This is a genomic window from Pontibacter sp. BAB1700 (genome assembly GCF_000277005.1).
Taxonomy (GTDB): domain Bacteria; phylum Bacteroidota; class Bacteroidia; order Cytophagales; family Hymenobacteraceae; genus Pontibacter; species Pontibacter lucknowensis.
In genome coordinates this window covers 1-14,869 of sequence record NZ_AKIS01000121.1, presented here as the reverse complement: position 1 = coordinate 14,869, position 14,869 = coordinate 1, and the positions used below count along the sequence as shown (strand labels likewise).

General features: G+C 51.7%; 13 protein-coding genes. 5 read left to right on the top strand and 8 right to left on the bottom strand.

Annotation, left to right across the window (positions count from 1 at the left end; translation table 11 throughout):
• Positions 1-267: 267 nt before the first annotated feature.
• Together O71_RS14650 and O71_RS14645 are read left to right on the top strand one after the other, a co-directional pair.
• The gene (locus O71_RS14650; protein ID WP_007658171.1) at positions 268-735 is read left to right on the top strand and encodes a MaoC family dehydratase; all 468 of its coding nucleotides are present in this window, start codon (positions 268-270) and stop codon (positions 733-735) included.
• Positions 736-770: 35 nt separating this feature from the next.
• The gene (locus tag O71_RS14645; RefSeq protein ID WP_007658169.1) at positions 771-2,012 is read left to right on the top strand and encodes a cysteine desulfurase-like protein; all 1,242 of its coding nucleotides are present in this window, start codon (positions 771-773) and stop codon (positions 2,010-2,012) included.
• 27 nt (positions 2,013-2,039) lie between these two features.
• On the opposite strand, the gene O71_RS14640 is transcribed toward O71_RS14645, so the two are convergent.
• From O71_RS14640 to O71_RS14630, 3 genes are all read right to left on the bottom strand, one after another.
• Entirely contained in the window at positions 2,040-3,554 is a 1,515-nt protein-coding gene (locus tag O71_RS14640) for a SpoVR family protein (RefSeq protein WP_007658167.1), read from the bottom strand.
• A 181-nt stretch (positions 3,555-3,735) separates the two neighbouring features.
• A complete protein-coding gene (locus O71_RS14635; RefSeq protein WP_007658165.1) occupies positions 3,736-5,001 on the bottom strand; it encodes a YeaH/YhbH family protein in 1,266 nt (421 codons plus the stop codon).
• A gap of 9 nt (positions 5,002-5,010) precedes the next feature.
• Complete coding sequence (locus tag O71_RS14630) at positions 5,011-6,939, bottom strand: PrkA family serine protein kinase (RefSeq protein WP_007658157.1); 1,929 nt, start codon at positions 6,937-6,939, stop codon at positions 5,011-5,013.
• 521 nt (positions 6,940-7,460) lie between these two features.
• Here O71_RS14630 and O71_RS14625 point away from each other — a divergent pair.
• From O71_RS14625 to O71_RS14615, 3 genes are all read left to right on the top strand, one after another.
• Positions 7,461-7,982, top strand: a complete 522-nt coding sequence (locus O71_RS14625; RefSeq protein WP_007658155.1) for a hypothetical protein — start codon at positions 7,461-7,463, stop codon at positions 7,980-7,982.
• Entirely contained in the window at positions 7,979-8,299 is a 321-nt protein-coding gene (locus O71_RS14620; RefSeq protein WP_007658153.1) for a hypothetical protein, read from the top strand. Before O71_RS14625 ends, O71_RS14620 begins: the two co-directional genes overlap by 4 nt.
• A 205-nt stretch (positions 8,300-8,504) precedes the next feature.
• Positions 8,505-9,791 carry a citrate synthase gene (locus O71_RS14615; RefSeq protein WP_007658151.1) on the top strand — a complete coding sequence of 429 codons (1,287 nt, stop codon included), beginning with the start codon at positions 8,505-8,507 and terminating at the stop codon, positions 9,789-9,791.
• Positions 9,792-9,924: 133 nt separating this feature from the next.
• On the opposite strand, the gene O71_RS14610 is transcribed toward O71_RS14615, so the two are convergent.
• The 5 genes from O71_RS14610 to lepA all read right to left on the bottom strand — a co-directional run.
• Complete coding sequence (locus O71_RS14610) at positions 9,925-11,436, bottom strand: OmpA family protein (RefSeq protein WP_007658149.1); 1,512 nt, start codon at positions 11,434-11,436, stop codon at positions 9,925-9,927.
• Positions 11,379-11,849 carry a lipopolysaccharide assembly protein LapB gene (locus O71_RS25750; protein ID WP_007658147.1) on the bottom strand — a complete coding sequence of 157 codons (471 nt, stop codon included), beginning with the start codon at positions 11,847-11,849 and terminating at the stop codon, positions 11,379-11,381. The genes O71_RS14610 and O71_RS25750 overlap by 58 nt, the downstream gene beginning before the upstream one ends.
• A gap of 6 nt (positions 11,850-11,855) precedes the next feature.
• The gene (locus O71_RS14605; protein ID WP_007658145.1) at positions 11,856-12,509 is read right to left on the bottom strand and encodes a 7-carboxy-7-deazaguanine synthase QueE; all 654 of its coding nucleotides are present in this window, start codon (positions 12,507-12,509) and stop codon (positions 11,856-11,858) included.
• 334 nt (positions 12,510-12,843) lie between these two features.
• Positions 12,844-13,725 (bottom strand): bifunctional 5,10-methylenetetrahydrofolate dehydrogenase/5,10-methenyltetrahydrofolate cyclohydrolase, encoded by an 882-nt coding sequence (locus O71_RS14600; RefSeq protein WP_007658144.1) that lies wholly within the window; start codon positions 13,723-13,725, stop codon positions 12,844-12,846.
• A gap of 133 nt (positions 13,726-13,858) precedes the next feature.
• Positions 13,859-14,869 (bottom strand): translation elongation factor 4 (gene lepA, locus O71_RS14595; RefSeq protein ID WP_007658142.1); only part of this gene is annotated, 1,011 nt, incomplete at its 5' end.

Genomic DNA, 14,869 nt, shown 5'->3' with positions numbered 1-14,869 from the left:
GGGTCTTGACTTTTTTGCTTACTTTTTGTGTCAAGACAAAAAGTGAGGCCCGCCCGGCCAGGGCAAGCTATACAACAGCACAAGTTGCTATACCTACAGCCGCCGCTTTGCCAAATACAAACTGGCCATCATGCACCACCACATTTGCGCTAACGCTAAACTTGCAGTATAAACCACATGTACCACCACATTCTTAAACATAGGAAACAACTAATTTTCCAGAATAAAACGTATGTTTATACCTCCAACACAAACACTAAACCTGACATGAGCCAAATTACTATCAACAGCCTGGAAGAACTGGAGTCTTACCAGGGGAAAGAACTGGGGGTATCCGAGTACCACACCATCACGCAAGAGCAAATCAAAAACTTCGCTGACGCTACCCTCGATCACCAGTGGATCCACCTCGACGAGAACCGCGCTACCATCGAAACTCCGTTCAGATCAACCATCGCGCACGGTTACCTCACGGTGTCGCTGCTGCCATACCTGTGGGGACAGATCGTGAAAATCGGGAATGTAAAGATGCAGGTGAACTACGAGATAGAAAGTCTGCGCTTCAACCAGGCCGTAGCTGTAAACAGTCGTGTGCGCCTGCGTGCCAAAATGCTTTCAGTTAAAAACCTGCGCGGGATCGCCAAAACGCAGATTGAGGTTACCCTCGAAATCGAGAACAGCCGTAAACCGGCTTATAACGGGATCGTGACGTTCCTGTATCACTTTAATGACTAACCGGTCCTTTAGCCGGCCATCCAGATAAGCAGCTTATGAGTCATCTCGCAGTAGTAAAGCTTCGCGCAGCCTTTCCAGCCTTGCGGGAATCAGACGACAAAAAACCGTTCATCTATTTCGACGGACCCGGCGGCACTCAAATGGCGCAGCAGGCCATCGACGGTATGATGGCCTATATCACCGGTGGCATGGCCAACCTGCACGGCGCTTTCCCGACCAGCGTGAGCACCGACAACCTGCTGCTGGAAGGTCGCAAGGCGGTGGCGGATTTGTTGCACTGTGCTCCCGAAGAAGTGGCTTTCGGGCAGAACATGACGACCCTGGCCTTCAGCGTCGCCCGCAGTTTGGGCAGCTTTATTTCTTCCGACGACGAAGTAGTTGTGACTGAAATGGACCACCGCGCCAACGTTGATCCCTGGGTGACACTGGCTAAAGACAAGGGCGCCAGGGTGCGTTTCATAGAGTTGAACACCGACACCTATACCCTGAACCTGGATAAGCTGGACGAGCTGATCACCGAGAAAACCAAATTGGTGGCAGTGGGCATGTCGTCGAATGTCACGGGAACGGTGACCGATGTAAGGCGGGTGATTGCCAGAGCAAAGGAGGTGAACGCGATTGTGGTGCTTGATGCCGTGCATGCTGTGCCGCACCTGCCGATCGACTTTCAGGAACTGGGCTGCGATATCCTGTTTTGTTCTGCCTACAAGTTTTTCGGTCCGCACATCGGCATAGCTGTGATCGCGGCCTCGCTTTTTGAGAAACTGCAGGTATACAAGCTGGCCCCTGCCCCGCAGCAGATACCAGACAAACTCGAGACAGGCACACAAAACCACGAAGCGATAGCCGGTCTTATCGGAGCGATTACCTTTATAGAGCAATTGGGTGAAGGAGATAGCCGAAGAGCACGGCTCAAATCGGGGATGCAGCGCATCGAAGAGCACGAGCAGGAGTTGACGGCCCGAATGGACAGTTTTCTGCGGCAAGTACCTGGCCTGAAGCTTTATCGCGCAGCAGAGGGCACCTACAAGACCCCCACCTTTGCCTTCACGCTACCAGGTATAAAAGTCCGTGAAGTATCGGGCTGGTTTGCCGAACATTACAACATGTGCATCGCCGATGGCCATTTTTACGCCTCTACCATGGCTGACAAACTGGGTGTGAACCCCATGGGCGGCTGGGTACGCATTGGTCTGGCACCTTATAATACCATGGAGGAAGTAGAGTTGTTTGAGCAGGGGCTGCAGGAGTTTATTCGCACGAGAGTGCGGCAGTAAAGTAAGGCCTTTACTACTCCCCTGCTGCTATTTCACTTCGAAGGAGCTCTCATTGATTCCCAGCTTATTCTTGGAGTGCAGCTCCACCGGAAATCCCCACAAGTAGCGCAGATGCGCCATGGTCTGACGGGCGCTCTTAGTCTCGAGCTTCCGATCCTTCTGCATGTAGTGCGTCAGGTATAGCTTGCTGGTCTGGTGGCGGTCTACGCGGGTAACCTGTATGTTGGGGATGTAGCTGGAGCGATCGTACTGTGACGCCAGCTGCTCCCGCACCCGACGGTAGCCGCGCTCGTTGTGGATGGCTCCGATCTGGAACTCAGACTCTCCCTCATTGTCGATGATCGTAAACAGCTTCATGTCCCGGATCACTTTCGGGGAGAGGTACTGCAGAATAAAGCTGTCATCGCGGAAGTTTTCCATCACATAGAGCACCTGGTCGAGCCAGTCTTTACCGATCAGGTCCGGAAACCAGGCCTTGTCCTCCTCGGTCGGCTCCTGGCAGATGCGCTTGATGTCCATGAAAATGTTGAAGCCCAGGGTATAGGGATTGAGGCCGGAGTAGAACTTGCTATTGTACTCCGGTTGGAAGAGCACGCTGCTGTGGCTCTTGATGAATTCGAGCATGAAGCCGTCATTAAGGTAGCCCTCCTCGAACATCTTGTTGATGATGTGGTAGTGCACAAAGGTGGCAAAGCCCTCGTTCATAACTTTGGTGGCTCCCTGCGGATAAAAGTATTGCGACACTTTGCGGACAATGCGCACGATCTCGCGCTTCCATGGCGGCATAGCGGGGGCATACTTCTCTATAAAGTACAGGATATTTTCTTCGGGCTCTTTCGGAAAGCGGCCTTCGTCTGAAGTGAGCAATTCCGGCTCATCAGTTCCCTGTGGTAAGGTGCGCCAGAGTTCGTTGTAGTTCTCGTGCCGGATGGCTGTGAGTTTCTTCAGACGCTCGTTCTCCTCCAGCGCCGATAGTTTAGTAGGCTTCTTATACTTGTCTACACCATAGTTCATCAGCGCATGGGCCGCATCGAGCACCCGCTCCACTTCCTCCTCCCCGTACTCTTCCTCACACTTCAGAATATACTCCCGCGCAAAGGCCATGTAGTCCACGATAGAGTCAGCTGAAGTCCAGTCGAGGAACATGTAGTTGTTCGCGAAAAAAGCATTGTGTCCCTGGCAGGCGTGGGCTATTACGAGCAGCATCATGCAAGTGGAGTTGTTCTCCATATTGTAACTGATGCAGGGATTGGAGTTGATCACCAGTTCATACGAGAGTCCCATGCGGCCCTTGGTATAGTTATTCTGGTTGAGCACGAAATCCTTGCCGAATTTCCAGTGCGGGTAAGAGGTAGGTAGTCCCGTGAGCGCATAGGCATCGAGCATCTGCTCCGAGGTCACGACTTCGATCTGGTTCGGGTAGGTCTTCAGTTTGAGGTACTCCTGCCCGATCCGGCTGATCACCTCGTCGGCCGCCTGCAGCGTTTCATAATCCCAGTTCGGATCACAAAACATCGCCCGGTATTTTTCTTTTTCATTCATGGATCAGGATTTACAGGATTTTAGGATTTTCAGGATTAAATATTCTTAACCTTTAATTGATTCTTTTATATCATTTCGACCTTAGGGAGAAATCTGGGAATGTACAGGTTCAAGGGTAACGCTGGGGTAGCAATCGTGTACAGGAAAATCCTGTCAATCCTTAAATCCTGTAAATCCTGATCTAGACAGCACTCCGTTTCCTGAACAGTCCCTGGAAAACAGGCCAGATCTCGAAGGGCTCGTATACCTGCCGGATCGAGAAAGAGTCATCGTCACTGATGCGGCTGTAGGCCTGCCACAGGTCACTTTCACGCGGATTGTTACTGATTTCGATGTAGGCCATGTATTGGATCACGGGCAGGATATTTTCCAGCAGAAGCTGCTTGCATTCGGTGGCATCCTGCTTCGACCACACATCGCCGTCCGAGGCCTGGCAACAGTACACGTTCCAGCTATCATCGTAGCGGCTGCGCATGATCTGCTCCATCAGTTTAAGCGATGGTGCCACCACGGTTCCCCCACTCTCCCGCGAGTTAAAAAACTCGTCTTCGCTCACTTCCTTGGCTTCGGTATGGTGCCGGATAAAGACCAGATCCACGTTTTTGTACTGCCGTGTCAGGAAGATGTAAAGTAGTGTAAAAAATCGCTTGGCAATGTCCTTCTCGTGCTGCCCCATGGAGGCTGACACGTCCATGATGCAGAACATCACGGCAGAAGTAACAGGTATAGGCACCCGCTCAAAATTGTTGTAGCGCAGGTCGATGTCTTCAAAGAACGGCAGGGTGTTGGCCTGTCGCCGCACCTTCTCCACCTCTTCGGCGAGGGCGGCTTTCTGCTCCGGGTCGGTCGCCAGCGACAGCTGCTCCTCCAGCAGCGCCAACTTCTTGTCCAGTACGCCCTTGAGGGCCAGTCGACGCCCAAGCGACTGTTGGTAGCTGGACTTGATGTTGAGGCGCGAAGGAACGCTGTCGCGGGTATAACCGGCTCGACGCATCTCAAAATTCTCGGTGCTGTCCATCAGTTTTTTCACCATGTTGGGCAGCGCGAGGTCATCAAAAAAATACTTCAGAAACTCCTCCCGCGACAGCACCACGGTAAACTCATCCTCGGTCACCTCCGGACTGTTGGAACCCTTACCCCGTCCGCTGCCGGAGCCAGCCCCTCCCCCTTTGGGTTTGGGTACGCGGTCCCCTTCGCTGTACTTGTCGTTGCCGGGGCGCACGGTCTGCTTTTTACCGGTTTTGGGATCGTGGTGAAAAGTCGGCTCTTCGAGTCCGCGCACAGGCACCTTCACACTACCACCGGTACTGCTGTCCTTGATGCTCTCCTGCGAGATGATGTCAGGTATAGCCTTCTTGATCTGGTTCTCCACCCGCTTCAGAAACTTCTGCCGGTTGCCAGTAGACTTCCCCTTATCGTTCTTCCGTCTGTCGATGATGTGGCTCATACTCCCCTCCTATGCCATTGTCTTGCGCACGCGCATGAACCAGTCTACCAGGATGCGGATCTGCTTGTCGGTGTAGCCGCGGTCGCGCATGCGGCGGGTGAAGTCACGGTGTTTCTTCTCGTCTTCCTCGTTTGTTTTCACATTGAAGGAAACCACTGGCAGCAGGTCTTCTGTGTTGGTGAAGATCTTCTTCTCGATCACGTTTTTGATCTTTTCATAAGAGTCCCAGCGTGGGCTCTTACCGCCGTGGTTGGCCTTGTGGCGCAGAAAGAAGTTCGTTACCTCAGCCCGGAAGTCTTTCGGATTGGCGATGCCTGCTGGCTTTTCGATCTTCTCCAGTTCATCGTTCAAAATGCTGCGGTCGAAGATCTCGCCTGAGTCCGGATCGCGGTAGTCGTTGTTCTGCATCCAGTGGTCGGCATACACCACATACTTTTCGAAAATGTTCTGCCCATAAGAGCTGTAGGATTCGATGTAGGCCTTCTGAATTTCGTCTGATATAAACTCAGCATACTTGCTGGCCAGTACCGACTTGATCAGGTGTAAATACTTACTCTCCGTTTCGGGCGGCAGCATCATTTTGATCACTTCCTGCTCGAGCACATACAGCAAATGCACCGGGTTAGCGGCAATCTCCTCGCTGTCGAAGTTGAATACTTTGGAGAGGATTTTAAATGCGAATCGAGTCGATATACCCTGCATGCCTTCATTGATACCAGCATCGTCGCGATACTCCTGTATGGACTTGGCGTTCGGGTCGGTTTCGCGCAAGGTCTCGCCGTTGTATACTCGCATCTTGGAGTAGATGCTGGAGTTTTCGGGCTCCTTCAGACGCGACATCACCGAAAACTCGGCCAGCAGCTCAATGGTCTTCGGAGCGCAGGGCGCCTCTTTGAGAGAGCTTTCGCGGATGAGTTTTTCGTAGATCTTGATCTCCTCGCTCACGCGCAGGCAGTAAGGCACCTGCACTTTGTAGATGCGGTCGAGAAATGCTTCGTTCTTTTTGTCGTTGAGGAATTTGGCCCACTCCGATTCATTGGAGTGCGCCAGAATGATGCCGTCGAAAGGGATGGCGCCAATGGGTTCGGTGCCTTTGTAGTTCTTTTCCTGGGTAGCGGTGAGCAGTGGGTTGAGCACCTTGATCGGGGCTTTGAACATCTCCACGAACTCCAGCAGGCCCTGGTTCGCCAGGCACAGGCCACCGGTATAGGAATAAGCATCCGGATCGCTCTGCTGGTACTCGGCCAGCTTTCGGATGTCGACCTTGCCCACCAGTGTCGAAATATCCTGGTTGTTCTCGTCCCCGGGTTCGGTCTTAGAAATAGCGATTTGCTCCTGAATAGACGGGAAAAGCCGGACCACTTTAAAGCGGTTGATGTCGCCGTCGAACTCACGCAGCCGCTTGGAGGCCCAAGGACTCATGCAGCCCGGAATGTAGCGGGTAGGTATACCATACTCCTCCTCCAGCTCTTCGGCATAGTCGGCAAACAGCCCCAGCGGACTCTCAAATACCGGGCTGATCTGCTCACCGGCTTTAAGGACGTAGATGGGATGCTGTTGCATGAGGTGCTTCAGCTTTTCGGCCAGGGAGCTCTTGCCGCCCCCTACCGGGCCCATCAGGTATAGGATCTGCTTTTTCTCCTCCAGCCCCTGCGCCGAGTGCCGGAAGTAGGACACGATCTGCTCGATGGTGCTTTCCATCCCGTAGAAATCGCGGAAGGCGGGGTAGATCTTGATTTTTTTGTTGGAGAAGATGCGGCTCAGTTTTGGGTCCTGGCGCGTGTCGAGCATCTCGGGCTCCCCGATCGCATCGAGGATACGCTCAGCGGGCTTGGCGTACATTTTCGGGTCTTTCCGGCACTCCTCAAGATAGGCAGCTACTGTCATCTCGTTCATGGAGGCACTGTAATTGGTCTTGATCTTTTCTAAAATATTCATAGGGCGTATTTTTAGAGAATCATTTTAAACCTGAGAGCAATAAGCAGTGGCACCGAAAAGAAGAGCCCGTTTACTGCCTGTCAGCTGAATGTGTCATCATTTGAGTATGTTATGGTCTGCATCCCTTAAAAGAATGCCACTTTGCTTGTTTGTATATCCGGTACCCGCGCATCGGCCAGGCCTTTGATAGTATGAGGCTATGTGCTTATGCACAGGTATGCGGGCAGGAAATGCGTACACGTACACATGAAGCAGGGCGCTGCTTTCCATTGCCCGGAACAGGGGAAGAGTGGCTTGGCGACAAAATGGGCTGTCCCCTGTGCCCTATGTTATGTTATACGAAGAATTTTACCTCCTTGCGGTTAGGTGCGGCCCCTCTTTAATTGCAGAACAGCACACTTTCATTTTAAATTCAAAATCGGTAATATTTTATAACTTCACATCTATACGTATTTTGTACAAATTTGTCTATCCCTATACCTGTTGTTGCAGACCGGGCATGGCAGAACAATACGACACCTATGCACGAAGAACACCTGAACCCACGCCAGATGCCGCTTTTCCAGAAGGGACGCGAGATCTATGACCTGACACAAAAAATCAGTGATCTGATACCTGATGATGACCGTCGCCTGGCCAGCAGCAAAGCTTTTATGCTGGAGGATGCCGCTATGCTGAGCGTAAAAGTGGCAGGCGCTGAGGGTGGTGACCTGTATGATATCCGGATGGAATGCGCCACCCTGATCCGCAAGGCGGCCCGTGACCTGCAGAACCATTGCAACACCCTGACCATGTTCGGCTTTGAGCATATCCACTACCTGCACCTGATCAAAGAAGCGCTGGAGGAGTACCGCCTGTTGTTTGTGGAATGGGTAAAAACCTTTGACGCCTGGAACTATGCCGTGGACCGTTGGGGCCTGTTCAACCCGCCCGGCGTGCAACCTGATGACCCGGATCCGGAAAGGGCCTGGACGGCTTTTAGGAAGTGTATGCAGCCATATGGCACAGGAATGAGTATAAACCAAAAAAGAGGGCGATCATGAAGCAGGAAATGGAAAGCTGGGATGAAGCGCGATATATGGAGCTGAACACCTATTTCAGAATAAAAATACAGGGCATGGTTGACTCTGACCCTTACATCCGGGAACTTCAGAAAGCAGCGGGAGGTCTGCAGCTGGCAGACCTGATCGACCGGATGACAGAAAGTGACCAGGAGCTGTGGGCGGAGTTTATAAGACTTGACCGCATCAAGCTGCACCTCGATATGCAAAACCACCTGGAAGGCCGGGGCACTCCCTACACACCACGCTACGGTTTTGGTGGATCATCGGAAGAGGAAGACAATTCCAGTCCCTGGTAATGAAACAGGCCGAAGAAATGTAAGATAAGGTGCAAAAGAGCCAAACTTTTTAGCGGATTGTCGTTTATACAATGGTTGGTATGGTCTGCGGGTTAAAACATTGTTAATTTACCATATATCCCGTTATTCCATTTCATTTTAATTACATTTTTACATAATTTCGCTTCGATAAGAGACAATTCACGGACACATAAAAAATACAGGCATGTCAGAACACGCTGAAATAATTTTAGAGGGGAAGTCCTACAAGTTCCCGGTTGTAACTGGTACTGAGAATGAGAAAGCAATTGATATAGCTGCTTTGCGCTCGGAGTCAGGCTACATCACCCTGGACTCAGGTTATAAAAATACAGGTGCTACCAAGAGTGCGATCACTTTCCTGGACGGAGAGCAGGGCATTCTGCACTACAGAGGTTATCCGATTGAGCAACTGGCTGAGAAGTCAAACTTCATTGAAGTGGCTTACCTGCTGATCTACGGTGCCCTGCCAACAAAGCAGGAACTCGATGATTTCAGCGGCAAGATCAAGATGCACACCCTCGTGAACGAGGACATGCGCAAGATACTGGACGGCTTCCCGTCTGCAGCGCACCCAATGGGCATCCTGTCTGCTATGATCAGCTCCCTGACAGCTTTTTATCCGGAGTCACTTAACCCGAACCAGACAAAAGAGGAGATGGATCTTTCTATCATCCGTTTGATGGCTAAGATCTCTACGATAGCTGCCTGGTCTTACAAAAACTCTGTAGGCCATCCGGTGAACTACCCTAAGAACAAGCTGGACTACTGCTCAAACTTCCTGCACATGATGTTCGCCTTCCCTACGGAAGATTACGAAATCAATCCTGTGGTAGTGGATGCGATCAACAAGCTGCTTATCCTACATGCTGACCACGAGCAGAACTGCTCTACGTCTACTGTGCGTCTGGTAGGTTCAGCTAATGCCAGCCTGTACTCTTCTGTATCTGCCGGTATCAGCGCCCTGTGGGGTCCGCTGCACGGTGGTGCCAACCAGGCTGTAATCGAGATGCTTGAAGCTATTAAGGCTGACGGTGGCGACTCTAAGAAATACATTGCGAAAGCTAAAGACAAAGACGATCCTTTCCGTCTGATGGGCTTCGGTCACCGTGTGTACAAGAACTTCGACCCGCGTGCCCGCATCATCAAGAAAGCAGCTGACGAGGTATTGACTGCCCTTGGCATCAACGACCCGATCCTGACCATTGCGATGGAACTGGAAGAAGCTGCCCTGAACGATCCGTATTTCGTAGAGCGTAAGCTGTACCCTAACGTAGACTTCTACTCAGGCATAATCTACCGTGCGCTTGGTATTCCAACCGACATGTTTACGGTGATGTTCGCCCTGGGTCGTCTGCCAGGCTGGATCGCACAGTGGAAAGAGATGCGTGAGCAGAAAGAGCCGATCGGCCGTCCGCGTCAGATCTACACTGGTGAAACAGAGCGTAACTACGTAGATATCGAGAATAGATAATTTCTGAGTTTAGATAAAGGAACGGCCCGCTACTTTGCAGTAGCGGGCCGTTTTCATATCAAATGATTGCTGTTTCGGCAGGTATAGCGATAAGGGAGCGGACGGGCTTAGCTCGCGGCTGGTATAGAGCGGCCTACAGCACCCGCATCTCGATACGGCGGTTCTGGCTGCGATTTTCGTCGGAGGTATTGGGTTTGACCGGTTTGCTCTCGCCGTGACCTACGGAGGTGATGCGGTCTTTTGGTACTTTGTTGCTGCGCAGGTAATCGGCCACAGAACGGGCACGACGCTCAGACAGGACTTTGTTGTCGGCATCTGAGCCGATGTCATCGGTATGGCCCGAGATCTCAATTCGGACGGAAGGGTTTTGCTGCATGAACGTGATCAGCTTATCGAGCTCGGTCTTCGACTTGCGCTCCAGCTTATACTGGCCCGTGTCGAAGAACAGGTTGTTGAGCACAATCGCTGCTCCGGACTTGATCGGTTTCAGGTATACGTCAAGCGCCACCGGGCTCAGGGCTTTTTCAGAAGTATAGTCAAAACTCAGGCTGTTCATCAGGAAGCCAGGTGCTGAAACGTAAAGGCCATACTGCCCTCCTTCCGAAAGCACGATCGTATAATCACCCGATACCTTGTCGGAATTAACCTGCTGTACAAGCGAGTCGGCACTCACATCATAGAGCTGGACCACGGCAGCAATCGGTTTTTTGGTATCGGCATGAAATACGCGACCCTGGGCATAGGTGCTATTCACTTTGCTGCGCCAGTTCTCCGGCACGTCCAGCTCGTAAAGCTGTATAGTGGAAGCACCTGCCTCCGTCATCTCCTGGCGGGAATAATAGCCTTTTTTATTGTCAGCTGTAATGAAAAGCGATCCTTCGTCAGCATGCGTGTTCAGGGGGTAGCCCATATTTTCGGGATCACTCCACTTGCTTCTGTTGTCCTGCGTCGTCATAAACACGTCGAGGCCTCCCATACCCAAGTGCCCGTCGCTCACAAAGTAGAGTGTGCTCCCACTAACGTGTATGAAGGGAGCCATGTCACGACCTCTGGAGTTCACAGGCTCTCCCATGTTTTCAGGTTTCTGCCAAGAGCCATCCTCGTTCAGGCGTGTTACCCAAATATCTTCTTTGCCAATGCCACCTGGTCTTGTAGAAGTGAAGTACAAGGTACGTCCGTCAGCAGAGAGGCTCGGCTGTGAGTCCCAGGCTTTGGAATTCACCACCGATCCCATGTTTTTGGGCTTGCTCCACTCGTCACCACTCCTGAAAGAAATGTAAAGATCACAGTCGCCCTGGCTGTCGGAGCGGTTGCAGGAAGTGAACACAAGTGTTTTGCCGTCACCGGAAATAGTAGCGGCACCTTCGTTGGCTGTCGTATTGATGGCAGGAGAAATAGAGCTAGGCGGACTCCACTTGTTGTCGCGGTACTGGCTCACAAATATGTTTTCGTCCTGGTCAGGGCGATGTCCTAGTCGTGCCGTAAAAATCAGGTGACGCTGGTCAGCGGTGGTGGAGGGAAAGTACTGCAGCTCGAAGCGATTGACATCTTCAGGCAGTCTGACCGGGTTAAAGCTTACTGGCTTCTTCATGGCCTCCGCAGCAAAATCAGCGGACTGGATCTGCTGACGGGCAAAGTCGGCCATACGCCCGTTGCGCGGCTTTCCACGCAGGAAAAGCTCGAAATATTTACGGGCGTTTTCGTAGTCGCCCGCTCGAAGTAAAGGTCAGCCAGGTCGAAGTAGCTGTTCATCAACCCGGCATTAAATGGCTTGAGCGCCAATCCTTTCTGCAGGTTTTCGAACACCTCTGGCTTATTGCCCATGGCCCGGTGCAGGTGGGCAATTTTCAGGTAAGCATCAGCGTATTTTGGATCACGCTCAATGGCCTCGTCGAGGTAGGTAAGCGCCTTGTTAAAATCGCGTGCCTGTGCGGCTTCTTCTGCTTTGTAGTAAAGTGTTACTGCTTTCCTGGAATTGGAGGCCGGTCTGCCCTGTGCCAGACAGGAGGTCGCTACACTAAATGTAATCAGAGTCAGAAGAAGCAGCGGCTTAAGCATAGCTTTTTAAGGAATATCCATGTACTTGTGCGTCTGCAAAGACACACGCCATTGGGGGTTGTTTTTAACGTATTCGACAATAAGTGGCATCAATTGCCCGGCTTTGCTCCACTCTGGCTGCAGGTATAGCTTACACTCAGCTCCTACCCTTGCCGCATGCTCTTCGGCCCATGCAAAATCCGATTTGTTAAATATAATGACTTTTAGCTCATCTGCAAAAGGATATACAGAAGCATCGGGCGCCTTGAACTTCTTGGGAGACAAACACACCCAGTCCCAGTAACCGCTCAAAGGATAAGCCCCGGAGGTTTCGATCATGGTGCGTATACCTGCTTCCTGCAATCCGGCTGTTAGCGGGTTGAGGTTATAAAGCAGCGGTTCGCCGCCTGTTACTACGACGGTTTTACCCGGAAAGGTTTTAGCGGTTGTCACAATTTCCCCTATAGGAGTGAGTGGATGCTGCTCGGCGTCCCAGCTCTCTTTTACATCGCACCAGTGACAGCCCACATCACAGCCACCAAGCCTGATAAAGTAAGCTGCCGTGCCGGTGTTGCCACCTTCGCCTTGTATCGTATAAAATGCCTCCATCAGCGGAAGTTCACTGCCGTCTTTGGGCACTGAATGAATGGAGGCTGTTTTGTATGCTTTTGTCGTTTCCAAATCTGTATTCCAATGGCTATACCTGAAACATCAGGTACAGGCCTTCATTAAATAATGGTGCGGCTATACCTGTCATAATTATAAGCCCGCACCGAACTTGCAAAGTTAGTCAAAAAAGCAACAAGGTAGAGAGCAACTTATGTTCCGTTATACCTGAGCAGATTAAGAGTTCGGGTAACCTCATGATTTCGGGTATGCACCTTGGACCGCAACAGTCCGATTCGTGCACGGACACTCACACGAAGAGGCCTTTGGAGAAGCCGCTACCATAAAAGATAAAACCCCCTCCTGTTTCCAGGAGGGGGTTAAAGAGATTTTAAAGCATGCAAAAGCCTTAGGCGTATACCTCTTTTCTTGCGGCTCTCAAGGTATTTTTCAGCAACATGGCGATTGTCAGCGGCCCTACGCCACCTGGCACGGGTGTGATATAGCTGCACTTAGGAGCCACATTGTCAAAATCAACATCTCCACGCAGCCTGTAACCAGACTTGCGTGAAGTATCAGGTACACGGGTGGTACCCACGTCGATCACCACAGCGCCTTCTTTCACCATGTCGGCGGTTACCAGACCTGGCAAACCTACGGCCGCAATGATGATATCAGCCTGGCGGGTATAATAAGGCAGGTCAACGGTGTTGCGGTGGCAAAGTGTTACAGTAGCGTTGCCCGGGTAGGCGGCCTTAGCCATCAGGATGCTCATAGGAGAACCCACAATGTTGCTGCGGCCGATCACAACGCAGTGCTTGCCGTTCGTTTCGATGCCGTAGCGTTCGATTAGTTGCAGGATACCATAAGGAGTGGCTGGCAGGAAAGAGGTCAGACCAGCGACCATACGGCCTACGTTAGCCGGATGGAAACCATCCACATCTTTCTTAGGATCAACCGCCTCCAGCACCTTCTGGGTGTTGATGTGCTTGGGTAGCGGCAGCTGCACGATAAAACCGTCCACTTCCTCGCTCTCGTTCAGTTCCTGTATCTTGCTGAGCAATTCTTCTTCGGTCACATCATCTTCGTAACGCACCAGCGTAGAACCAAAACCTACTTTTTCGCAGGCCAGCACTTTGTTGTTCACATACGTGACAGAGCCGCCGTCATTGCCTACCAGTATCGCCGCCAGATGCGGCACCTTGCCTCCATTGGCTTTAATTTCGGCAACTTCAGCTGCAATCTCTTGCTGAATGGCTTCGGATGTTTTTTTACCGTCGAGCAGAATCATGTTTTTAATTGAAAGTTATGAGTTAAGAGTTCTGTGTTGATGTATAGGGCCAGGGGTTCTGACACGATGCCTTCGCCAGGCAACTATAAGCGACAAGCCCCGACGCGCAGGGGCACGTCGGGGCTTGGTAATGTTAGTCGAGTTTAAGTACAGCCAAGAAGGCTTCTTGTGGGATCTCCACGTTGCCAACCTGGCGCATGCGTTTCTTACCCTTCTTCTGTTTCTCGAGGAGCTTGCGCTTACGCGAAATGTCACCGCCGTAGCACTTGGCCAGTACGTTCTTGCGCAGGGCCTTCACTGTTTCGCGGGCGATGATTTTCTGACCAATGGCCGCCTGAATGGCGATCTCAAACATCTGACGTGGCAGTAGCTCACGAAGCTTCTCGCAGAGGCGCTTGCCCCAGTCATAGGCTTTCTCGCGGTGCACGATGGCTGACAAGGCATCCACAGGCTCTCCGTTCAGCATTACGTCCAGCTTTACCATGTTCGACTGACGGAAACCAATCAGTTCGTAGTCCAACGAAGCGTAACCACGGGAAATGGTTTTGAGTTTGTCAAAGAAGTCGAAAACTATTTCGGCCAGTGGCATCTCAAATGACAGCTCCACCCGGTCGCTGGTGAGGTAAGTCTGGTTCTTCAGGATACCACGCTTCTCCATACACAGCGTGATGATGGGCCCCACATACTCTGCCTTCGAGATAATCTGCGCCTTGATAAAAGGCTCCTCAATGTGGTCGATGTAGTTCGGTTCTGGCATCTCAGATGGTGCACTTACTTTAAGCAGCTGACCTTTGGTAGTATGCACATGAAACTGCACCGACGGCACGGTGGTGATCACCGTCATGTCGAACTCCCGCTCGAGTCGCTCCTGCACAATCTCCATGTGCAGCATACCGAGGAAGCCGCAACGGAAACCGAATCCAAGGGCCGCAGATGTTTCGGGCTCCCATACCAGCGAAGCATCATTCAACTGCAGCTTCTCCATGGAGGCACGCAATTCTTCATACTCGCTGGTTTCAACTGGATAGATACCCGCGAATACCATGGGCTTCACATCTTCGAAACCCTGTATACCTACAGCAGGACGATCCACGTGTGTGATTGTATCCCCTACCTTTACTTCTTTAGCGTTCTTTATACCTGA

Coding starts and splice junctions, on each gene's coding strand:
- O71_RS14635 (WP_007658165.1), bottom strand. CDS start 5,001: ATGAGCCACATCATCGACAGACGGAAGAACGATAAGGGGAAGTCTACT.
- O71_RS25750 (WP_007658147.1), bottom strand. CDS start 11,849: ATGCTTAAGCCGCTGCTTCTTCTGACTCTGATTACATTTAGTGTAGCG.
- O71_RS14615 (WP_007658151.1), top strand. CDS start 8,505: ATGTCAGAACACGCTGAAATAATTTTAGAGGGGAAGTCCTACAAGTTC.
- O71_RS14620 (WP_007658153.1), top strand. CDS start 7,979: ATGAAGCAGGAAATGGAAAGCTGGGATGAAGCGCGATATATGGAGCTG.
- O71_RS14625 (WP_007658155.1), top strand. CDS start 7,461: ATGCACGAAGAACACCTGAACCCACGCCAGATGCCGCTTTTCCAGAAG.
- O71_RS14630 (WP_007658157.1), bottom strand. CDS start 6,939: ATGAATATTTTAGAAAAGATCAAGACCAATTACAGTGCCTCCATGAAC.
- O71_RS14610 (WP_007658149.1), bottom strand. CDS start 11,436: ATGGCCGACTTTGCCCGTCAGCAGATCCAGTCCGCTGATTTTGCTGCG.
- O71_RS14650 (WP_007658171.1), top strand. CDS start 268: ATGAGCCAAATTACTATCAACAGCCTGGAAGAACTGGAGTCTTACCAG.
- O71_RS14640 (WP_007658167.1), bottom strand. CDS start 3,554: ATGAATGAAAAAGAAAAATACCGGGCGATGTTTTGTGATCCGAACTGG.
- O71_RS14645 (WP_007658169.1), top strand. CDS start 771: ATGAGTCATCTCGCAGTAGTAAAGCTTCGCGCAGCCTTTCCAGCCTTG.
- O71_RS14600 (WP_007658144.1), bottom strand. CDS start 13,725: ATGATTCTGCTCGACGGTAAAAAAACATCCGAAGCCATTCAGCAAGAG.